Origin of the sequence: Pseudactinotalea suaedae (assembly GCF_009733815.1) — a bacterium.
In the GTDB taxonomy this organism is placed as follows: Bacteria; Actinomycetota; Actinomycetes; order Actinomycetales; family Beutenbergiaceae; genus Pseudactinotalea; species Pseudactinotalea suaedae.
Genome location: NZ_WNXY01000007.1, coordinates 91869 through 111479 on the forward strand (window position 1 = coordinate 91869; position 19611 = coordinate 111479).

The following is a 19611-nucleotide window of genomic DNA, read 5'->3' on the forward strand; positions in this document are numbered from 1 at the left end:
TGCGCGGTCCGCTCAGATCAGCACCGCACCCGTCGAGGCCGACTGCACCAGCTTGGTGTACTTCGCGAGCACGCCGCGCGTGTAGACCGGAGGCAGCGGCTGCCACCCGGCCCTGCGGCGCTCCAGCTCCTCGGGCTCGACCAGCAGGTCCAGGGTCTTGTTCGCGACGTCGAGAACGATCCGGTCGCCGTCCTCGATGAACGCGATCGGGCCGCCGTCGACCGCCTCCGGCGCGACGTGACCCACGCACAGGCCGGTGGTGCCGCCGGAGAACCTGCCGTCGGTCATCAGCAGCACCGTCTTGCCCAGCCCCGCGCCCTTGATGGCACCGGTGATCGCGAGCATCTCCCGCATGCCAGGCCCACCCTTGGGCCCCTCGTACCGGATCACGACGACGTCGCCGTCGGTGATCGTGCCGTTCTCGAGAGCGTCCATCGCGGCACGCTCCCGGTCGAACACCCGCGCGGTGCCCATGAACGTCGTCGAGTCGAACCCCGCGGACTTCACGACCGCGCCGTCGGGCGCCAACGACCCGTGCAGGATCGTGATGCCGCCGGTGGGATGGATCGGGTTCTCCATGGCGCGCAGGATCTTGCCGTCAGGGTCCGGCGGTGCGATGTCGGCGAGGTTCTCCGCGAGCGTCTTGCCCGTCACGGTCAGGCAGTCGCCGTGCATGAGGCCGGCGTCGAGCAGCGCTCTCATGATGACCGGCACGCCCCCGATCCGGTCGACGTCGTTCATCACGTAGGCGCCGAACGGCTTCAGGTCGCCCAGGTGGGGCACCTTGTCGGCCACGCGGGAGAAGTCGTCGAGGGTGAGCTCCACCTCCGCCTCGTGCGCGATCGCCAGCAGGTGCAGGACGGCGTTCGTCGAGCCGCCGAACGCCATCACCACCGCGATCGCGTTCTCGAAGGCCTCCTTCGTCATGATGTCCCTCGCGGTGATGCCGCGCCGCAGCATCTCGACGACGGCCTCGCCCGAGCGGTGCGCGAACGTGTCGCGGCGTCGGTCGGCCGACGGCGGTGCCGCGGACCCCGGGATCGACATCCCGATCGCCTCCGCCACCGAGGCCATCGTGTTCGCGGTGTACATGCCGCCGCACGCGCCCTCGCCCGGGCAGATCGCGCGCTCGATCGCGTCGACGTCTTCCCGGCTCATCAGGCCCCGCGCGCAGGCCCCGACAGCCTCGAAGGCGTCGATGATCGTCACGTCCTTCTCGGTTCCGTCGCTGAGCTTGACCCAGCCGGGCATGATCGAGCCCGCGTAGAGGAACACCGAGGCCAGGTCCAGCCGCGCCGCGGCCATCAGCATCCCCGGGAGCGACTTGTCGCAGCCCGCCAGCAGCACCGACCCGTCGAGCCGTTCCGCTTGCATGACGGTCTCCACCGAGTCCGCGATCACGTCACGCGACACCAGCGAGAAGTGCATCCCCTCGTGACCCATCGAGATGCCGTCCGAGACCGAGATCGTGCCGAACTCCAACGGATACCCACCGGCCGCGTGCACACCCTGCTTGACCGCCTGCGCGAGCCGGTCGAGCGAGAGGTTGCACGGCGTGATCTCGTTCCAGGAGCTGGCGACCCCGATCTGCGGCTTGGCGAAGTCCTCGTCCCCCATGCCGACGGCGCGGAGCATCCCTCGCGAGGCCGTGGCCTCGAGCCCGTCGGTCACCACCCTGCTGCGGGGCTTGATGTCGGGCGTCGGATCATCGGTGATCGGCATGCTGGCGAGTCTAGGACCGCTCCGGGGAGGGAATGCGCCCCCCGGCCGCGACGGCGGGCATCCCTGTGACGCAGGCGACACCGCGAGCGGCGGCATCATCCGAGCATCCGGGACCTCGGACCCAACACAGGCGGCCCGAGCGGGGGAAGACTTGGTCATGCAAGCCCGCCCGCAAGACCAGCTCCTACAGGAGGCACCCGTGTCCCGCTCCACCGTCAACACCTCTCTTGCCAAGACCGCCGGCCTCGCCGCCCTGGTCGCCGGCCTGATCTTCGCCATCGCCGGCATCGCCGTCTGGATCCTGGTGAGCACGCAGCTCCAGGCCCAGAAGATCACGGTCGGCGAGGACGCCGGCGAGGCGGTCCCGGCCTTGTCGTGGACCACCGGCCGCACGGTCGCCGACCCCTTCACCGCGTACGCGCAGGCCGAGATCATCGACATGCACGCCTCCGCCGCCGCGGAGGGCTACACCTACGCCGAGCTCGGCACCCTGGTCCGGGAGGCCGAGGAGTCGGGCGACGAGGAGCGCGCCGGTGAGCTGCAGGAGATGCGCACCACCGTCATGAACGCCTCGTTCCTGCGGGCGTCGCTGTTCACCTCAGTCGTCTCCTACGGCGTCGCCGCCATGGCCATCGTCCTCGGTGTCCTGCTCGTCCTGGGCGGGCTGGGGCTGCGGCAGGTCGCCGCTGCGGTGGGCACCACGGCTCGGCGCACCGAGAAGGAGACCGATCTCGACTGACCCCGCGTCGAGATCGCACGGCCGGCCACCAACGCAGGTGGCCGGCCGTTCCCGTGCGCCTAGCCTGGGCAGGTGGAGATCGAGACGCCGCACGGACCCGCCGCTGCCGAGGTGACCACCGGCACGCGGGGAGCGCTCGTGCTCGGTCACGGGGCGGGTGGCGGCACGCATGCGCCCGACCTGCGCGCCGCCGGTGCGGTCGCCCAGGCGCTCGGCTGGACGGTCGCCTACGTCGACCAGCCCTACCGCGTCGCCGGTCGCCGCGCACCCGCACCTGCCGCGCAGCTGGACGCCGCCTGGCTGGCCGTGCTCGCCGCGCTGCGCGAGGCGGAGGTGATCGGGGCGGGGCCCTTGGTGGTCGGCGGCCGGTCCTCCGGTGCCCGGGTCGCGTGTCGGACGGCCGACGACGGCGGCGCGAGCGGTGTCCTGTGCCTCGCCTTCCCGTTGCACCCGCCCGGCAAGGCGGACGACCCGAGCAGGTCACGGTTGCCCGAGCTCGAGGGCGTCGAGGTGCCGGTCCTCGTGGTGCAGGGCGAGGCCGACCCGTTCGGGATGCCGCCGCCGTGTCCGGACCGGACGGTGGTCCGGCTGCGGGGCAACCACTCGCTCCGCTCCGACATGCCAGGCCTGCGCTCCGCCGTCGAGACCTGGCTGGGCGGGTTCTGACCCGCCCAACCCAGCTTTCAACACGATTCCGTTCACCCACCAGGTCGGTGGACGGAATCGTGTTGAAACCAGGGGGTGGACGGAATCGTGTTGAAACCAGGGGGTGGACGGAATCGTGTTGAAAGCTAGGCGCGCTGCACCCGGATGTCGCCGCTGACGGTGCGGAGGCGGACGACGACACCGTTCTCCTCCTCGCCCGGCTCGTCGCCGGCCTCGAGGTCGGAGGAGACCCGACCGGAGATCGAGCTGCAGTCGAGCAGGGCGGCGGTCCCGCGGGCGATCCCGACCACCACGTCGCCGGAGGCGGCCTTCGCGCCGACCTCGCCGTGCTGGATGCTCCTGACCACGAGGTCGCCGGACCCGCTCGCGAGCTGGACCCTGCCCGCGGCGGCCCCGACCGTCGCGTCGCCCGAGCCGGTGGAGACCGAGACGTCGGTCGCGTGATCGACGAGGACGTCGCCCGAGCCGCTCCGGAGCTCGGAGCGTCCGTGCGAGCGGCCGAGCCGGATATCGCCGGAGCCGCTGGTGATGACGGCACGCCCGGTCTCGCCGAGGCTGATGTCCCCGGACCCGCCGACGAGGCGCGCATCCTCGGCGGCCTCCAGGCTGACGTCACCGGAACCGCTCCTGATGTCCGCGGTGGCCAGCGGGCCCTGGGCACGGACGTCACCGGAACCGGTCTCGACGTCGATCGCGCTGCCGGTCGGCAGCGTCACCGTGACGAGCACCGAGCCGCGGCTGCCGAACAGCCCGCCGGTCGACTTGGGCACGGCGACCTCGAGCCGCCCGTGGGCCAGCTCGACCCGGGTGGCGGCCGCGAGGTCGTCACCGCCGCGGCGGGGCTCGACGTCGACCACGATCAGCGGAGCGGACTCGCTCGCGATCACGGTCAGGTCGCTCGCCCGCATCTTGGCGGCGAGCGTCACCGGGGCCGTGGTCTCGAACTCGTACCTCACAGCTGCCCTCCGCGGTTGTTGGCCGGGCGGAACGTGGTGCTGAGGGCACGACGACCACGCGGCTTGGTCATCCGGGCGATCTGGTCGTCGAGCGGGGAACTCATGCGCTGGGCGAGGATCGCCTCGTTCGCGGTGCTGTACATGGCGTGCTCCTTCGAGAGTGTCAGGTGGGGATGGTCAGCGGACCCAGCCGGTCATCGAGCGCCCGATGCGCACGCGACCGCCGGGGGTGGTGATGTCGATGCCCGACTGGGGCGTGAGCGCCTGCTGGATGGCGCGGACGAGCCAGGTGTTCACGGAGACGCCCTCGGCGGCCGCGGCCTCGTCGACCTGGCTCTTGAGGTAGTCCGGCAGCCGGAGCGAGATGCGTGACATGCCGCCGTCGTCGTCGACCGGGGGCTGCGGCGGTGCCGGCGGCGCCGGGGGCTCGGGCGGTGTGCCGAACGGGGTCGTCGGCCCCTCGTGGGAGACGCTGGCGCGGTCGACGACGATCTCCGGGTTGCCGCCCCGGAGGCGGACGTCGATGACGTCACCATCCAGGCGGGCCGTCACCTCGGCGGCGACGTCGGAGGCCATCTCCATGAAGGTGAGCCGGATCGCCGGCTCCATGCCCTGGGCGAGACGCTCAGCGGCCTCGCGGACCTCGGGGCTCGAGGTCTGCGCACTGGTGACGAGAGCCGAGTTGAGGCTCGAGACGTACGGGGTGAGATCCATGACGCCATCTTGACATCACTATGACGTCACTGTCAACACTGTGCGACATCATTCTGATGTCAGTCCGACGCCAGCGCGGCGTCACACTGGCGTCACGCGCCTCACCACAGGTCCGCATGACGGTTGACGTCCTTGTACAGCAGGTACCGGAACGGCCCAGGACCGCCCGCGTAGCAGGCCTGAGGGCAGAAGGCGCGCAGCCACAGGAAGTCCCCCGCCTGCACCTCCACCCAGTCGGTGTTCAGCAGGTAGACCGCCTTGCCCTCGAGCACGTAGATCCCGTGCTCCATGACGTGGGTCTCGGGGAAGGTGATCGCTCCCCCGGGCTGGAACGTGACGATGTTGACGTGCATGTCGTGGCGGATCTCGGCCGGGTCGACGAACCGCTGGGTGGCCCAGGCGCCGTTCGTCCCGGGCATCTCGACGGCGTCGACCTCGCGCTCGTGGGTGACGAACGAGGTCGGCGCCTCGATCCCCTCGACCACCTGGTAGGCCTTGCGGATCCACTGGAACGTGGCCGTGGCGGCCGAGGGATTGCGGATCGTCCACGACGCACCCGGCGCGAGGTACACATAGCTCCCGGGCACCAGGGCATGCCGCGAGCCGAACAGCTCCAGCGAGATCTCGCCGTCGAGCACGAACAGGACCCCCTCGGCGCGGCGGTCGCTCTCGGGCCGGTTGCTGCCACCGCCCGGTGACACCGCGACGACGTACTGCGAGAACGTCTCCGCGAACCCGGTGAGCGGGCGAGCGAGCACCCAGAGCCGGGTCGCGTCCCAGTGCGGCAGCAGGCTCGCCGTGATGTCGCTCATCGTGCGCCCGGGCAGCACCGCGTAGGCCTCGGTGAAGACCGCACGGTCGGTGGTCAGCACGGTCTGGGGCGGCAAGCCGCCGCGCGGGACGTGGTAGCTCATGACGCACCTCTCCAGATCAGCCGGCCTGCCGGTCGGTCGAACGCGACGTCGATCTCGACGCCCGCCAGCACCGTGCGCCGCACCACGCCCCACAGCGTGGCGCCCGCGTAGGGCGTGATCGCGTTGCGGTGCTCGAGCGCCGCCGGGTCGACCACGAACGCCTCGTCGGGCGCGAGCACCACGAGATCGGCGTCGCGCCCGACGGCGATGGCGCCCTTGGCTCCCAGCCCCACCAGAGCGGCCGGCGCGGTCGACATCCATCGCACCACCTCGGCGAGGTCGATGCCCCTCTCGCGGGCCGCGGTCCACACGATCGACAGCCCGAGCTGCAGGGAGGCCACACCGCCCCACGCCGTCCCGAAGTCGCCGGTCTCGAGGTTCTTGAGATCGATCGTCGAGGGTGAGTGGTCGCTGACGACGCAGTCGATCGTGCCGTCCTGCAACCCCTGCCACAGCAGCTCCCGGTTGCTCGCCTCACGGATCGGCGGGCAGCACTTGAAGGCGGTCGCGCCGTCCGGGACGTCCTCGGCCGCGAGCGCGAGGTAGTGCGGGCAGGTCTCGACCGTGATCCGGACGCCGTCGCGCCTGGCGGAGGCGATCATCGGCAACGCCTCCGCGGAGGACAGGTGCAGCACGTGCACGCGCGCACCCGTCCGTCGCGCACGCTCGATCACCTCCGCGATCGCACGGTTCTCGGCGGCGCGGGGTCGGGAGCGGAGGAACCCGTCGTAACCGGCCCCCGCGGCGGGCGGTGCCTGGTCGATGGCCTCGGCGTCCTCGGCGTGCACCACCATGAGCGCGTCGTAGCCGGCGAGCTCGCGGAGGGCATGCTCGAGGCCGTCACCGTCCAGGTGACCGAACTCCTCGACGCCGGAATGGAGCAGGAAGCACTTGAAGCCCATCACACCGGCGTCGTGCAGGCTGCGCAGCTCGCCGAGGCTCTCGGGGGTGGCACCACCCCAGAACCCGACGTCGACGTGCCGCTTGCCCTCGGTCGCCGCGACCTTCTCCCGCAGGGCCGCCACCGAGACCGTGGGCGGGATCGAGTTGAGAGGCATGTCGACGAGCGTGGTGACGCCGCCGCGCGCGGCGGCCCGGGTGGCGGTCTCGAAGCCCTCCCAGTCGGTGCGTCCGGGTTCGTTGACGTGCACATGGGTGTCGACGAGGCCGGGGAGCAGCACCTCGTCGGCGGCGAGCTCGACCACCCGGTCCCCCGCGAGCGCGGTACCGAGCGGCGCGATCACCTCGATCCTGCCGGCTCGAGCACCGACCTCGCACGGCTGGAACCGGTCACCCGTCAGGACCCGCTCGCCGCGCACCACGAGGTCGAGGCGGTCGGTCATGACAGCTCCTGGAGATGGTCCGCGACGATGCGTGCCCCCACATCCTCCAGCAGCCGGCCCGCCTCGGTGATGCAGACCGCCACGTCGGCCTCGATCTCGGTGAGGACGTACCGGTCCACGATCCCGTGCTCGGCGAGCGCTGCCCTGGTCAGCGTGGTGCGACCGGCGACAGCGATCGTGCGCACGCCCGCCTCGCCGGCGGCCGCGGCGACGCCGACGGGCGTCTTGCCGAACAGCGTCTGCTCGTCGAGCGAGCCCTCGCCGGTGATCACCAGCGCGGCACCCTCGACGAGCTCCCGGAACCGGACCAGGTCGAGGACCACATCGATCCCTCGACGGCGGTGCGCACCCATGAGGGCGAGCGCGGCATAGCCGACGCCCCCGGCCGCACCCGCTCCCGGGCGGTCGGCGGCGGCGCGTGCATCCGCGACGCCGACGCACGCCAACACCTCGACCCATCGGGTCAGCCCCGTCTCCAGGTCGGCGACCGCCTGCGCGTCGGCCCCCTTCTGCGGGCCGTAGACCGCGGCCGCACCGTCGGGTCCCAGCAACGGGTTCGTGACGTCGGCGGCCAGCACCACCTCGACGTCCTCGATCCTGCGGTCCAGGCCCGAGAGGTCGACGTGGTCCAGCCGGCGCAGGGCGTCACCGCCGTTGGGCAGCGGTGCGCCGTCGCGGTCCAGCAGGCGGGCGCCGAGCGCAGCGATCAGACCCGCGCCGCCGTCGGTCGAGGCGCTGCCACCGACGCCGAGCACGATGCGGCGGGCACCGGCGTCCAGGGCGTCGGCGACGAGCTCGCCGGTGCCGAAGGACGTCGAGCCGCGGGCCGCGTCGTCATCGGCGTGGGTGTGCGCCAGCCCCGACGCGAGTGCCATCTCGAGGACCGCCGTCGGGCCTCCAGGACCCTCCAGGAGGGCGTAGCGGGCGTCGACGGGCGAGCCGAGCGGTCCGGTCACCGTGACCTCACGCACGCGCCCGCCCGCCGCGACGGCGGCGTCGACCGTGCCCTCACCGCCGTCGGCGAGCGGGATCTCACGCACCTCGATGCCGGGACGGCCGCGCCGCAGCCCGGTCGCCAGGTGGGCCGCCACCTCGGCCGCGCTGAGCGAGCCCTTGAACTTGTCGGGTGCGACGACGACGTGGGACGTCGAGGCGCTCATGCGGGCGTCGGCAGCACGAGCATGGCGCGCAGCTCGTCCGCGTCGAACGGGATCTCCTCCGCTGCCACCGCACCGCAGTCGAGCCCGCGCACGAGGAACGAGGCCATGGCACGAGCGGTGGCGGGCTCGTCCATGACATCGCCCTCACCGCGGGCGAGGTAGCTCTCGAGCCGCCGCGTGATGTCGGCGAGCCCGGTGCGGAAGAACGCATACGTCGCGGCGAACCGGCTCGGCAGCTGGGCCGGGTGCAGGTCCCAGCCCTGGTAGAACCCCCGGTGCAAGGACCGGGTGACGAGCCGACCGTGCAGCGCCCACGCGGCGTCGACCGCAGCCTGCTCGCCGACCGGGACCCGGTTGGTCGAGCCGTCGGACACTCGCACCGCGGTGCCGGCGACGGCGACCTGCATCACCGCCTTCGCGTGATCGGCCGCCGGGTGCTCCATGCTCTGGTCCCCCGGTGCCAGGCCCAGCGACGCCGAGTAGTCGTAGGCCCCGTACGGCATCCCGGTGACCCGGCCTCGACCTGCGGTGATCATCCGGGGCAGCAACGAGACGCCGTCCGGGCCGAGGATCGCCTGCGGCGTCTCGACCTGGATCTCGAACGTCAACGCCCCCGCCGCCAGCCGCAGCTCGTGCTCAAGCGCCTCGAGCACGAGCACCATCGCCTCGACCTGCGCCACCGACGTCACCTTCGGCAACGTCAGCACCAGCCCCTGGGGCAGCCCGGCACCCGAGTGGAGACCGCGGACGAACCGCTCCAGCGAGCGCAGCCCGCGCCGGCGCGTGGCCGCCTCGAGGCACTTGAAGCGGATCCCCACGAACGGCGGCAGCTCGCCGCGGTGCTGCAGCCGACCCAGCGAGGCCACGGCCGCGTCCACCGCCGCGTCCTCGGCGGCGTCGCCGATGTCGCCCAGGCCGTCCTCGAGGTCGATCCGGAGATCCTCGATCGGCTCGCGCTGCAGCTTCGCCACCACCAGCTCGGCCACCCGGTCCCGCTCGGCGCCGGCGGGCAGCAGGCCGTGCACGTCCAGCAGGGCGCGGGCACCACCCGCCGCGGTGAGCGACTCCAGCGCCGCGCTCCCCCACGAGACGATCGTGGCGTCGTCGAACGCGGTCGCCGGCACGTAGACCGAGTGGATCGGCTGCCGCGTGACCGGCGCCCCGGGATAGCGACGCGCCAGCTCGGCGTCCGGCTCGGCGAGCAGGCTCGTGACCTGCGCGAGCGCGTCGGAGAGAGCCGTCACCGGCCGAGCCCGAGCGGCAGCGCGGCCGTCGTCGGCTGCTCCTCGCCCGAGGCCTCACGCTCGGCGCGGACCACCTCGACAACCGCACGCGCCACCGCCTCCGCGACCTCGGTGTCGAACACGCTCGGCACGATGAAGTTGGCGTTCCGCTCGGCGTCGCTGACGACCTCGGCGATCGCGAGCGCCGCCACCCGCAGCACGTCGTCGGAGATGCTGACCGCTCGCGCGTCCAGCAGCCCGCGGAAGATGCCCGGGAAGGCCAGCACGTTGTTGATCTGGTTCGGGTAGTCGCTGCGGCCGGTGGCCACGACCGCGGCGTGCTCGGCAGCCTCCAGCGGGTCGACCTCGGGCGTGGGGTTGGCGAGCGCGAACACGATCGCGTCGTCGGCCATCGTGGCGATGTCCGCGCCCCCGAGGATGTTGGCCGCGGAGACCCCGATGAACACGTCGGCGCCCGCCAGCCCCTCGCGCAGCGAGCCGTCGACGTGCCCGAGGTTGGTGTGCTGGGCGATCCACCCCCAGTTCTCGTCCGGCGCCACCTTGCTGGCGCTCACGGCCCCGTTGATGTCGTAGCCGACGATGTCCCGTGCGCCCTGCTTGAGCAGCAGCCGGATGATGGCCGACCCCGCGGCCCCGACGCCCGAGACCACGATGTGCACGTCCTCGAGCCGTTTGCCGACCACCTTGAGCGCGTTGATCAGCGCCGCGAGCACCACGATCGCGGTGCCGTGCTGGTCGTCGTGGAACACCGGGATGTCCAGCTCGGCCCGCAGCCTCCGCTCGATCTCGAAGCAGCGCGGCGCGGAGATGTCCTCGAGGTTGACACCGCCGTAGGCGGGCGCGATCGCCTTGACGATCATGATGATCTCCTCGGTGTCCTTGGTGTCCAGGGCCACCGGCCAGGCGTCGACGCCGCCGAACTGCTTGAACAGCGCGGCCTTGCCCTCCATCACCGGCATCGCGGCGGCGGGACCGATGTCGCCGAGCCCCAGCACCGCGGTGCCGTCGGTGACCACCGCGACGGTGTTGCGCTTGATCGTCAGCCGGCGGGCGTCCTCGGGGCGCGCGGCGATCGCGAGGCACACCCGGGCGACGCCGGGTGTGTACGCACGCGAGAGGTCGTCACGGTGGCGCAGGTTGACCTTGGGCTTGACCTCGAGCTTGCCGCCGAGGTGCATGAGGAAGGTCGCGTCGGAGATGTATCTGACGTTGAACCCCGCCATCGAGGAGATCCGCTGCCGCATCTCCTCGACGTGCGCCTCGTCGCGCGCGTTCGCCGAGACGTCGACGACCATGCCGCTGTCGGTCGACTCGACGACGTCGATACCGGTGACCGCCGCACCGGTGTCGCCCACCGCCGAGACGAGCGCCGTGGTCGTCCGGGGCCCCGTGGGAGACTCCACACGGATCGTGATCGAGTAGCTGGGGCTGGGGATCGCCATCGGTTCCGCCTCGGACGTCGGGTGCACGGTCATGGGACTGCTCATGGTTGGTATCACGGCGCCAGTGCTGGCTCCGGACGTTGCGGCACGGACGCGCCCACGCGCAGGCCATCCTCGCGCAACTTTCGCGATATGGAGTATCGTTTCCATACTACGGAACCAGGAAGGTGACGATGAGCGACAGCCCACGTAGCGGCTCGGTCCAGTCGGTCGAGCGGGCTGCCGAGCTCCTCGAGCTGCTGGCTGATGCCGGCGGCGAGTCCGCGCTCAGCGAGCTCGCCGGCCAGACCGGGCTGCCGCTGCCCACGATCCATCGCCTGATGCGCACGCTGGTGCAGCTCGGCTACGTGCGTCAGCTGCCGAGCCGGCGATACGCCCTCGGACCGCGCCTGATCCGGCTGGGCGAGAGCGCCGGCCGCCAGCTGGGAGCCGATGCCCGCCCCCACCTCGCCGAGATCGCCGACGAGCTCGGCGAGAGCGCCAACCTCGCGATGATCGACCGCGACATGGTCGTCTACATCGCGCAGGCCTCCTCGCGCCAGTCGATGCGGATGTTCACCGAGGTGGGACGTCGGGTGTTCATGCACTGCACCGGCGTCGGCAAGGCCGTGCTCGCCCAGCTCGACGAGAGCGCGGTCCGTGAGATCGTGCGCCGCGTCGGCATGCCTGCGGCCACCGAGCACAGCATCACCGACCTCGAGGCCCTGCTGGCCGAGCTCGCCACCATCCGCGAGCGTGGCTACGCCATCGACGAGGGTGAGCAGGAGATCGGCGTGCGGTGCTACGCCGTCGCCGTCCCGGGCGCGCCGACGCCCAGCGCGCTGTCGGTCTCGGGCCCGGACTCGCGGGTGACCGACGCCTTCGGCGAGCGCGCGGTGCCGCTGCTGCAGCGTCGCGCCGCCGAGATCGGCTCCGCGCTCCTGCAGGCCTGAGCCGCGTTCCGAGGGCAGCCTCATGCGAACGCCGGCACCGTGCTCCAGGCCCGCGGCTCGCTCGGGACGCCCTTGCGCGTCACCGAGGCCTCGATCTTGCCGTAGGGCCGATCCGCGGCGAAGAACACCACGTTGGGGTTGTCCTGGCCGAACGGGCTCAGGTCGACGACGACGTGGTGGTTGTTGGGGCAGGAGAGCCGGATCTCGGTGATATCCGCGTGGGTCTCGATCACCGTGACCGCCATCGCCCACAGGGTCTGCTGCAGCGCCAGCGAGTGGAGCTCGGCGAACCGGCTCAGGATGATCTGGCGCACCGAGTCGTAGACCGCGTCGAAGTCGACCTCCCGCGCGCGAGCCGGGTCGTAGCTCCACCAGGCCGTGATGTCGGTGGCCATGATCCGGTCGGTCGCGTCGGCGAGGGTGCGGTAGGTGTCGTCCACGAACCCCACGAACTCCGAGCCGGAGGACTTCAGCACGGTCAGGTCGGTGACGCCGGAGACCACGAACAGGTCGTCGCCGTCACGCTGCACGACCGTGCGGCGCACCTCCTTGCCCGCACGCACGAACGCGTGGTCGTGCGGTCCGTTCTCGGTGACGATCCGGTTCCACGCGAGCTGCTCGACCTCCCAACGGCCGCCGGTGACCCAGTCGTAGGTGCCGGTGAAGTGGTCGGCGAGCCTGGTCGCGAACGCCTCGGGAGCGCCGACACCCTCGCGCGCGAGCGAGAACACCGTGTTCTTCTGGCTGTCGGTCGCCACGCAGGCCGCGTTGTCGCCGTGGGTGTGCACGCGTGCGAAGTCGCCGCGCAGCTGCGAGGAGACGTTGACGTCGGTGAGCTCGTGGCGTGCGCCGTCCCGTTCGACGTGCACGAGGCGGATCTCGGACTTGCCGTACTGGTTGAACCCCAGCTCCGCGACGTCGCTGGTGATCTCGTAGGGAGGTGTCGGCGCTGCAGGGTCGGTGGACACGGGTCAGCTCCCTCGGTAGGTGGAGTAGGCGAACGGGCTCAGCAGCAACGGCACGTGGTAGTGCGGCTGTCGGCCGTCGATCTGACACATCACGCTCACCTCGGGGTAGAACGTCGCGGTACCGCGTGAGGCGTAGTAGGGCCCGACGGCGAAGGTCAGCCGGTAGGTCCCGCTCGCCAACCGAGCGGGGCCGAGCGCCTCGATGCGCCCGTTCTCGTCCGTGGTCCCGACGGCGATCTCGACCCAGCCGGCACCCTCTCGACCCTCCAGGACCACACCGACCCCGGCGGCCGGGGCGCCGACGGCCGAGTCGAGCACATGGGTCGTGACGAAGGACCGCTCCGGTGCGCTGGTCATGCGCTCACCATCTCTCTCAGTCGTCCTGCGGCGATCTCGCGCAGGTTGCCGGCGGCGAGCGCGCGCTCGCGCGCCGGTGTGTTGAGCAGACGCTGCTGCAGCTGCTCGAGGATCTCCCCGGGTGTCCGGCCCGCAGCGCGGATGAGGAAGACGTGGCCGAACCGGTCCTCGTAGGCGCGGTTGCCGGCGGCGATCCGGTCCTGCACGTCGGCATCGGCATCGGCCACGGCGGCCTGCTCGCGCCGAGACAGCCGGGCCTCGGACCCGTCACCGCTCGGCCGCTCTCCGATCCGGGGATGGCGCGCGAGCGCGGCGTCGATCTCGGGCTCCGTCCACGGGTCGGCCGCCCGTTCCGCCGCCGCGACCAGCTCCTCGACGCTGCGGTACGGCCGTCCGGTCACGACCTCCTGCACCCAGCGCTCGACGTCGGCACACGCCCGCACGAGCCGGGCTGCCGCCTCCGCCGGCGCCGTGTTGAACTCCTCCAGCAGCACTGCTGAACCTTCCGTTCGGGGCCTCGACGTGGACCCGCTCTGGGTCGATCATCGGGCCTTCGCGACCGCTAGTCCATCCGCGCGTAGGCGGGTGTCGTGAGGAAGTCGACGTACTCGTCCGAGACCGCGACCTCGAGGAACAGCTCCTTGGCCACGTCGTAGTCGCTCGGCTCGCCCGGCAGGGTCTGCACGACCTCCTCGACGATCTGCTGCACCAGGTCCTTGGTGACCGTGCGGCCGGTGTCGCTCATCACGATGCCGCCCCGCAACCACTGCCAGGTCTGCGAGCGCGAGATCTCCGCGGTGGCGGCGTCCTCCATCAGGTCGTGGATCGCCACGGCGCCGAGGCCGCCGAGCCAGGCGCGCAGGTACTGCAGGGCGACGTCGACGTTGCTCCGCAGGCCCGCCTCGGTGACCTCGCCACCGGCGGAGGCGATGTCGAGCAGCTGATCGGCGGAGACCTGCACGTTCTCACGGAGGTTGTCGAGCTGGTTCGGGCGGTCGCCGAGGACGCGATCGAACACCTCGCGGCACGTGGTCACCATGCCCGGGTGCGCCACCCACGACCCGTCGAAGCCGTCGCCGGCCTCGCGCGACTTGTCCGCCGTGACCTTCTCGAACGCCGCGGCGTTGGCCGCCTCGTCCTTGCTCGGGATGAAGGCCGCCATCCCGCCGATCGCGTGCGCGCCGCGCCTGTGGCAGGTACGCACCAACAGCTCGGTGTAGGCGCGCATGAAGGGCGCCGTCATCGTGATCGCGTTGCGGTCCGGCAGCAGGAACTCCGCGCCGCGGCTGCGGAAGGTCTTGACGATCGAGAACAGGTAGTCCCAGCGCCCGGCGTTGAGCCCGGCGGAGTGCTCGCACAGCTCGTACAGGATCTCCTCCATCTGGAACGCGGCGGGGATCGTCTCGATCAGGCAGGTGGCGCGGATGGTGCCGCGGGGGAAGCCGAGGTGCTCGGAGGCGATCACGAACGCCTCGTTCCAGAGCCGTGCCTCGAGGTGGTGCTCCATCTTGGGCAGGTAGAAGTACGGGCCGAGACCCTTCGCGATCTGCGCCAGCCCCGCCGTCGAGACGTACAGCGCGAAGTCCACCAGCGCGCCCGAGGTGGGTTCGCCGTCGACCTCGATGTGCTTCTCCTCCATGTGCCAGCCGCGGGGTCGCACGACGATGGTGGCCAGCTCGGCGTCGTCGCGCAGCGCGTAGCTCTTGCCGTTCTCGGCGGTGTGATCGATCGTGCGGTTGACGGCGTCCAGCAGGTTGAGCTGGCCGCCGATCACGGACGCCCATCGCGGCGTGCTGGCGTCCTCGAGGTCCGCCAGCCACACCCTGGCGCCGGAGTTGAGGGCGTTGATCGTCATCTTGCGGTCGGTGGGACCGGTGATCTCCACGCGGCGGTCGACCAGTCCGGGCGCCGGCGGGACGACACGCCACCCCTCGTCCCCACGTATGCCCGCGGTCTCCGGCAGGAAGTCGAGCGTGCCGCCCGCCGCGATGTTCGCCACGACCTGCGCGCGCGCGGCCAGCCGTTCCCGGCGGCTCGCGTTCAGCTCCCGGTGCAGGCGCGCGACCAGCTCGAGCGCGCTGGGGGTGAGGACCTCCTCGGCACGCTCGGGCAGCGGTGCTGTAAGAGTGATGCCGGCGGGCGTGTCCATGTCGCTCCTCGTCGAGTTTCCACGATGTGGTAGATGGTTTCCACATCGTAGCGGCTCAGCGCGTGTAGACCAGCGCGGCGTAGGGGCCGATCGTGATCTCGGCCTGCGGGTGCGGCTGCCCCTTCCTGACCCGGGCGTCGACGTCCGCGCTCGGGTGGTCGGTGAACAGCGCCGAGTAGGTGCCGGCGTCGGAGTTGAAGCGCAGCCGCCATGCGCCCGCCGCCGGGAACCTGATGCGCGCCCTGCGCGGCTCGACCGACAGGTTGGCCACCACCACCGCGACGTCGGCATCGGCGACGCGCGCGTACGCGAGCAGCTTGGTGTGGTCATCGGCATGAAGGACGTCGGTGCGCTGACCCGACAACCCGGCCGAGTCCCCGCCGAGGTTGCGCCGGAGCTCGATCAGGTCGCGATAGAGCCGCACGAGGTCGCGCAGGCTCTCGGCGCGCTCCCAGTCGAGCGGCACGGTGTCCCGGAACCACTCACCCTCGAGGAACTCCTGGCCCTGGAACAGCATCGGGATGCCGGGCGACGTGAGCACCAGGACCGCGCCGAGGGTGGCGCGCTTCTGAGCCGGCCACCCGGTGGGGTTCGCGGGCTCGATCTCCGAGGGCACGCGTGCCTTGCCGTTCGCGACCTCGTCGTGCGACTCGGTGTAGATGACGCGGGTGAAGGCGTCGTCGTGGTCTCGCGCCGTGACCGCCGCGACCACGGCCGGGAGCGAGCGGGCGCCGTCGTCCATCGCGATGATCGCCTGGCGGATCGGGTGCACGAACCGCGCATCCCACTGGGACTGCAGGCGAGCGCCGTCGGATGCGGTGATCGCCGGGTCGGACTGCAGGTCCTCGGCGATCGTGATGGCGTCGGGCCGCTCGGCGCGGACCGCGTCCGCGATCTCGCGCATCATGCTCCAGCCCTCGTCGATGTCACCCCCGTGCGCCTCGATCCGGCGCATGTACAGGGTCATGTCGAGCCGCAGCCCGTCGACGTGGAACTCCCGCAGCCAGGACAGTGCGTTGTCGACGAGAAATCGACGCACCTCGGGGCGGCCGTAGTCGGGGCGGGTCTCTCCCCAGGGCGTGCTGCTTCGGTGGTCGTTGTAGAAGTAGATGCCGCCCTTGCCGTTCTCGGACCAGCCGTCGAGCTGCCAGACCGACAGGTCGCTGGGCCCGAGATGGTTGTAGACGACGTCGAGGATCACCGCGATGCCGTGCCGGTGCGCCTCCCGGACCAGTCTCTTGAACGCGTCGGGCCCGCCGTAGGAGGACTCGACGGCGAAGATGTGCGCGGGGTTGTAGCCCCACGAGTAGTCACCGGCGAACTCGGCCACCGGCATCAGCTCGATGGCGTTGACGCCGAGCGTGTGCAGGTAGTCGAGGCGGCCCACCACGTCGGAGAAGTCACCGGGCTCGCCCTCGCTCGCCACGAAGCTGCCGATGTGCGTCTCGTAGACGACGAGCTGGTGCGCGGGCGGGCACCGGAAGTCGTCACCCTGCCAGTCGAAGGCCTCCGGGTCCCAGACGAGGCCGTTGCCGACCGAGTTCGTGACGGCGCGCGCGTAAGGGTCGATGCGCTGCAGCCGGCCCACCGCCGTGTCCAGCGCGTACTTGTACTCGGCGCGGGCACCGACGCCCTCGACCACCGCCTCCCAGATGTCTCCCTCACCTCGGGCCATCGGGTGGACGGAGGCATCCCAGCCGTTGAAGTCCCCGATGACGGCGACCGCGCTGGCGTGCGGCGCCCAGAGCCGGAACGTGGTGCCGGCCGGGCCGACCGTCGCACCGAGCGGTCGTGAGGGGTCGTTCATGTCGTCACGCTACTCACGCGGCATGATGCGTGCATGGACGAGAAGCCCACCGGTCCGACGGAGACCCGCACGATCGAGTTCACCGACCCGCTGGCCACCGCCAGGCTCGGCATGACGCTGAGCGGCCTGGAGTTTCTCCGTGGGATGGCCGACGGTACCGTGCCGCCACCTCCGATCGCCGTGCTGATGAACATGGACATCGAGAGCGTCGAGGAGGGGCGGGTGAGCTTCGGCGGCACACCGGACCCCTCGCACTACAACCCGATCGGGATGGTCCACGGTGGTTTCGCCGCGACGATGCTCGACACCGTGTGCGGCTGTGCGGTGCACTCGACGCTCCCCGCCGGCAAGGCGTACACCTCGATCGAGATCAAGGTCAGCTACCTGCGCCCGCTGCAGGCCGGCACGCGGCTGGTCGCGACCGGCGTGGTCACCAAGCCAGGCTCGCGCGTGGCCTTCGCCGAGGCGACCCTGGCCGGCATGGACGGCACCCTCGTGGCGACGGCCTCCAGCAGCCTGCTGGTGTTCGACCCGCGAACCTAGGACCCTGCGCGCTGGATTACGCTCGATTCGTGGGACGGCTGGCTGACTGGTGGCAACGGCTGTCAGGGACAGGCCCCCGGCCGGCAGCGTTCCGGCCACCCCCTGAAGCGAGGTTCACGGAGATCGGCACCAACTACCCCGGTGCGGGCAGCAGCAGCACGGAGTCGACGAGCTGGTCCGCCCCGAACCCCTACGCGGCCTACATCCTCACCCCGGCGAGGCCCAGCGGCGCCGGAACGGGACCACGCCGGGACCCGAGCGGCCCACCCGCCTGGGGGACGCCGTCGAGCGCGATTCCTGCGGGACCGCCGAGGACCACGAGCACGCCCGCCGCCACCCCGGCGGCCAGTCCTCCGGTCAGCTCTCCTCCGAGGCCGCCGAGCGCCTCCGCGCCGGGCGGCGCGGCGCGCAGACGGATCCGCACCGGCCGGCGATCCCGCGCAGCCACGGGCTTCTCCTTCAGCGCCATCGCCGCCGTGGTCGTCGTGGGCGTCGCGGTCGCGATCGGTCTCGTCGCGGGCGCGAGCGACGACTCCGGCGGCGGGAGCCCGTTCGGCGGTGGCGGCGCACCCGAGCTGGAGGCCGAGTGGAGCCTCAGCTCCTACGACTTCGGCGACCACGGCAGCTTCGACAGCGCCGACGGGACGGTGCCGGGAACGATCCTGTCGACCTCGAACGGCTGGGTCACCATGGTGGAGCCGGGGACGCTGGAGGCCACGCTGGTCTCGGTCGAGCCGGATACCGGCGAGGTGCACTGGAGCACCCCGATGCCCGAGGGCCGCTGCACCAGCACCGATCCCGACAGCATCCTCTGCCTCACGCGCGACGGCGGGAGCCAGTTCCAGCTGCTCACCCTGACCGCCGAGACCGGTGAGGTGGTCGGCGACCCCGTCCCGACCGACCTGACCCGCGTCCCCGTTCTCCTGGTCCCGATGGGCGGCGAGGGTTGGGTCACGCTCTCGATCACCGCCGAGCTGGCTGGGCTCGACCTGCAGGGCCGCACGCTGTGGACCGAGCAGATCGAGCTGGGCGACTACGAGGTCGAGTGGCTCGACGTCGACACGGCGGCATACGCGTCCTCGGTGATCCTGTCCCTCGGACCCTACGTCGGCACCGTGCAGGCCGGCGTCGAGGGCGCCGCCGTGCATGAGTGCCGGGGCGTCGCGGTGACCCCTGAGGCCTGGATGTGTCAGGGCGAGGACGAGGCGGTCGGCCGTGCGCCCGACGGCACCGAGCTGTGGCGCGAGGACTGGCAGGACTACTACCTCGTGGACCAGTACCAGCGGATCGCCCCGGTCATGATCGTGGACAACTGGGACGGCACCGTCTCGGCGGTGGACCCGCTCACGGGCGAGCACGCCGCTGCCGTGGACATGGGCAGCCCCGAGGGGTCCTTCAACTTCCTCGGCGACACCGAGCACCCGTTCGTCCTCACCGAGGACTCGATCAACCTGCTCGACACCGGGTTGACCACCGTGCTGTGGTCCGCGCCGATCCGGGACGAGTACCTCAACATCGCAGGGGGCGGGGTGATCGGCGAGGTGCTCGTGATCGACGGCGAGAGCTCCTGGGGCTTCGACCTCGCCACCGGCGACGAGCTCTGGAGACGAGGATTCCTGCCCTACGACGTCATGGTCATCGACGAGGCGCTCGTCGGCCTCCGGATCACCGAGCTGCTCCGCTACGCGCTGCCCTGACCGGGACCCGCACCGGTCACCAGTCCGCGCACCGGGTCGACGTCGTGACCCGGCCCGGGCTGATCGAGCCCGTGCTCGACCGGCAGCTCGGTGCTGCCACCCTCGAGCGCCACGGCGGCCGCGACGAAGCCGGCAGCGGCGATCGCCAGCGCGACGACCAGCGCGAGCGCGCGCACCACGAACGGGGACGACCACCGGCCGCCCGTGCCGTCGTTGCGCACGCCCATACCTCTGACATGTCCTGAGACCGCCAGAAAT

21 protein-coding genes are annotated in these 19611 nt (G+C 71.5%); 5 read left to right on the forward strand and 16 right to left on the reverse strand.

Annotation, left to right across the window (positions count from 1 at the left end; all coding sequences use genetic code 11):
* Positions 1-12: 12 nt before the first annotated feature.
* Positions 13-1722: a dihydroxy-acid dehydratase gene (ilvD, locus tag GPA04_RS12050; protein ID WP_156224369.1), complete on the reverse strand. Its 1710-nt coding sequence runs from the start codon at positions 1720-1722 to the stop codon at positions 13-15.
* A gap of 199 nt (positions 1723-1921) precedes the next feature.
* On the opposite strand from ilvD, the gene GPA04_RS12055 reads away from it, so the two are divergent.
* On the forward strand, positions 1922-2461 hold the full coding sequence (locus GPA04_RS12055) for an aromatic ring-opening dioxygenase LigA (protein ID WP_156224371.1): 540 nt from the start codon (positions 1922-1924) through the stop codon (positions 2459-2461).
* Between the two features lie 72 nt (positions 2462-2533).
* Positions 2534-3127, forward strand: coding sequence for an alpha/beta hydrolase family protein (locus GPA04_RS12060; RefSeq protein ID WP_156224373.1), 594 nt, complete (start codon positions 2534-2536; stop codon positions 3125-3127).
* A gap of 125 nt (positions 3128-3252) precedes the next feature.
* Here the strand turns inward: GPA04_RS12060 and GPA04_RS12065 are convergent, their stop codons facing one another.
* The 8 genes from GPA04_RS12065 to GPA04_RS12100 all read right to left on the reverse strand — a co-directional run bounded on the left by GPA04_RS12065 (position 3253) and on the right by GPA04_RS12100 (position 10900).
* Positions 3253-4083 (reverse strand): DUF4097 family beta strand repeat-containing protein, encoded by an 831-nt coding sequence (locus GPA04_RS12065; RefSeq protein WP_156224375.1) that lies wholly within the window; start codon positions 4081-4083, stop codon positions 3253-3255.
* Entirely contained in the window at positions 4080-4226 is a 147-nt protein-coding gene (locus GPA04_RS12070; protein ID WP_156224377.1) for a hypothetical protein, read from the reverse strand. The genes GPA04_RS12065 and GPA04_RS12070 overlap by 4 nt, the downstream gene beginning before the upstream one ends.
* A 34-nt stretch (positions 4227-4260) precedes the next feature.
* Positions 4261-4797, reverse strand: a complete 537-nt coding sequence (locus GPA04_RS12075; protein WP_206674209.1) for a toxin-antitoxin system HicB family antitoxin — start codon at positions 4795-4797, stop codon at positions 4261-4263.
* A 101-nt stretch (positions 4798-4898) separates the two neighbouring features.
* Positions 4899-5711, reverse strand: coding sequence for a bifunctional allantoicase/(S)-ureidoglycine aminohydrolase (locus GPA04_RS12080; protein WP_156224379.1), 813 nt, complete (start codon positions 5709-5711; stop codon positions 4899-4901).
* Positions 5708-7054: an allantoinase AllB gene (gene allB / locus GPA04_RS12085; protein ID WP_156224381.1), complete on the reverse strand. Its 1347-nt coding sequence runs from the start codon at positions 7052-7054 to the stop codon at positions 5708-5710. Before allB ends, GPA04_RS12080 begins: the two co-directional genes overlap by 4 nt.
* The gene (locus GPA04_RS12090) at positions 7051-8214 is read right to left on the reverse strand and encodes a glycerate kinase (protein ID WP_156224383.1); all 1164 of its coding nucleotides are present in this window, start codon (positions 8212-8214) and stop codon (positions 7051-7053) included. Before GPA04_RS12090 ends, allB begins: the two co-directional genes overlap by 4 nt.
* Positions 8211-9458: a DUF6986 family protein gene (locus GPA04_RS12095; RefSeq protein ID WP_156224385.1), complete on the reverse strand. Its 1248-nt coding sequence runs from the start codon at positions 9456-9458 to the stop codon at positions 8211-8213. Before GPA04_RS12095 ends, GPA04_RS12090 begins: the two co-directional genes overlap by 4 nt.
* Positions 9455-10900 carry an NAD-dependent malic enzyme gene (locus GPA04_RS12100; RefSeq protein WP_156224650.1) on the reverse strand — a complete coding sequence of 482 codons (1446 nt, stop codon included), beginning with the start codon at positions 10898-10900 and terminating at the stop codon, positions 9455-9457. The genes GPA04_RS12095 and GPA04_RS12100 overlap by 4 nt, the downstream gene beginning before the upstream one ends.
* 173 nt (positions 10901-11073) lie before the next feature.
* On the opposite strand from GPA04_RS12100, the gene GPA04_RS12105 reads away from it, so the two are divergent.
* Positions 11074-11832, forward strand: coding sequence for an IclR family transcriptional regulator (locus tag GPA04_RS12105; RefSeq protein ID WP_156224387.1), 759 nt, complete (start codon positions 11074-11076; stop codon positions 11830-11832).
* Positions 11833-11852: 20 nt separating this feature from the next.
* On the opposite strand, the gene pucL is transcribed toward GPA04_RS12105, so the two are convergent.
* The 5 genes from pucL to GPA04_RS12130 form a co-directional block, all read right to left on the reverse strand.
* On the reverse strand, positions 11853-12800 hold the full coding sequence (pucL, locus tag GPA04_RS12110) for a factor-independent urate hydroxylase (RefSeq protein WP_241680760.1): 948 nt from the start codon (positions 12798-12800) through the stop codon (positions 11853-11855).
* Positions 12801-12803: 3 nt separating this feature from the next.
* On the reverse strand, positions 12804-13157 hold the full coding sequence (gene uraH, locus GPA04_RS12115) for a hydroxyisourate hydrolase (protein WP_156224389.1): 354 nt from the start codon (positions 13155-13157) through the stop codon (positions 12804-12806).
* Positions 13154-13651 carry a 2-oxo-4-hydroxy-4-carboxy-5-ureidoimidazoline decarboxylase gene (uraD, locus tag GPA04_RS12120; RefSeq protein WP_156224391.1) on the reverse strand — a complete coding sequence of 166 codons (498 nt, stop codon included), beginning with the start codon at positions 13649-13651 and terminating at the stop codon, positions 13154-13156. The genes uraH and uraD overlap by 4 nt, the downstream gene beginning before the upstream one ends.
* Positions 13652-13719: 68 nt before the next feature.
* Positions 13720-15306, reverse strand: coding sequence for a malate synthase A (aceB, locus tag GPA04_RS12125; RefSeq protein WP_156224393.1), 1587 nt, complete (start codon positions 15304-15306; stop codon positions 13720-13722).
* A gap of 55 nt (positions 15307-15361) precedes the next feature.
* A complete protein-coding gene (locus tag GPA04_RS12130; RefSeq protein WP_156224395.1) occupies positions 15362-17113 on the reverse strand; it encodes an alpha-amylase family glycosyl hydrolase in 1752 nt (583 codons plus the stop codon).
* Positions 17114-17146: 33 nt separating this feature from the next.
* On the opposite strand from GPA04_RS12130, the gene GPA04_RS12135 reads away from it, so the two are divergent.
* The gene (locus GPA04_RS12135; RefSeq protein WP_156224397.1) at positions 17147-17656 is read left to right on the forward strand and encodes a PaaI family thioesterase; all 510 of its coding nucleotides are present in this window, start codon (positions 17147-17149) and stop codon (positions 17654-17656) included.
* A 199-nt stretch (positions 17657-17855) separates the two neighbouring features.
* On the opposite strand, the gene GPA04_RS12140 is transcribed toward GPA04_RS12135, so the two are convergent.
* A complete protein-coding gene (locus tag GPA04_RS12140) occupies positions 17856-18104 on the reverse strand; it encodes a hypothetical protein (RefSeq protein ID WP_156224399.1) in 249 nt (82 codons plus the stop codon).
* Between the two features lie 28 nt (positions 18105-18132).
* On the opposite strand from GPA04_RS12140, the gene GPA04_RS12145 reads away from it, so the two are divergent.
* Positions 18133-19353, forward strand: a complete 1221-nt coding sequence (locus tag GPA04_RS12145) for a PQQ-binding-like beta-propeller repeat protein (RefSeq protein WP_156224400.1) — start codon at positions 18133-18135, stop codon at positions 19351-19353.
* On the opposite strand, the gene GPA04_RS12150 is transcribed toward GPA04_RS12145, so the two are convergent.
* Positions 19338-19574 carry a hypothetical protein gene (locus GPA04_RS12150; RefSeq protein WP_156224402.1) on the reverse strand — a complete coding sequence of 79 codons (237 nt, stop codon included), beginning with the start codon at positions 19572-19574 and terminating at the stop codon, positions 19338-19340. The two genes, GPA04_RS12145 and GPA04_RS12150, sit on opposite strands and share 16 nt — an antisense overlap.
* Positions 19575-19611: the final 37 nt, after the last annotated feature.

What these genes read in the sequence shown, in the direction of transcription:
- ilvD (WP_156224369.1), bottom strand. Translation starts at nt 1,722, where the DNA reads ATGCCGATCACCGATGATCCGACGCCCGACATCAAGCCCCGCAGCAGG.
- GPA04_RS12070 (WP_156224377.1), bottom strand. Translation starts at nt 4,226, where the DNA reads ATGTACAGCACCGCGAACGAGGCGATCCTCGCCCAGCGCATGAGTTCC.
- GPA04_RS12075 (WP_206674209.1), bottom strand. Translation starts at nt 4,797, where the DNA reads ATGGATCTCACCCCGTACGTCTCGAGCCTCAACTCGGCTCTCGTCACC.
- GPA04_RS12080 (WP_156224379.1), bottom strand. Translation starts at nt 5,711, where the DNA reads ATGAGCTACCACGTCCCGCGCGGCGGCTTGCCGCCCCAGACCGTGCTG.
- allB (WP_156224381.1), bottom strand. Translation starts at nt 7,054, where the DNA reads ATGACCGACCGCCTCGACCTCGTGGTGCGCGGCGAGCGGGTCCTGACG.
- GPA04_RS12090 (WP_156224383.1), bottom strand. Translation starts at nt 8,214, where the DNA reads ATGAGCGCCTCGACGTCCCACGTCGTCGTCGCACCCGACAAGTTCAAG.
- GPA04_RS12100 (WP_156224650.1), bottom strand. Translation starts at nt 10,900, where the DNA reads ATGGCGATCCCCAGCCCCAGCTACTCGATCACGATCCGTGTGGAGTCT.
- GPA04_RS12105 (WP_156224387.1), top strand. Translation starts at nt 11,074, where the DNA reads ATGAGCGACAGCCCACGTAGCGGCTCGGTCCAGTCGGTCGAGCGGGCT.
- uraH (WP_156224389.1), bottom strand. Translation starts at nt 13,157, where the DNA reads ATGACCAGCGCACCGGAGCGGTCCTTCGTCACGACCCATGTGCTCGAC.
- aceB (WP_156224393.1), bottom strand. Translation starts at nt 15,306, where the DNA reads ATGGACACGCCCGCCGGCATCACTCTTACAGCACCGCTGCCCGAGCGT.
- GPA04_RS12130 (WP_156224395.1), bottom strand. Translation starts at nt 17,113, where the DNA reads ATGAACGACCCCTCACGACCGCTCGGTGCGACGGTCGGCCCGGCCGGC.
- GPA04_RS12135 (WP_156224397.1), top strand. Translation starts at nt 17,147, where the DNA reads ATGGACGAGAAGCCCACCGGTCCGACGGAGACCCGCACGATCGAGTTC.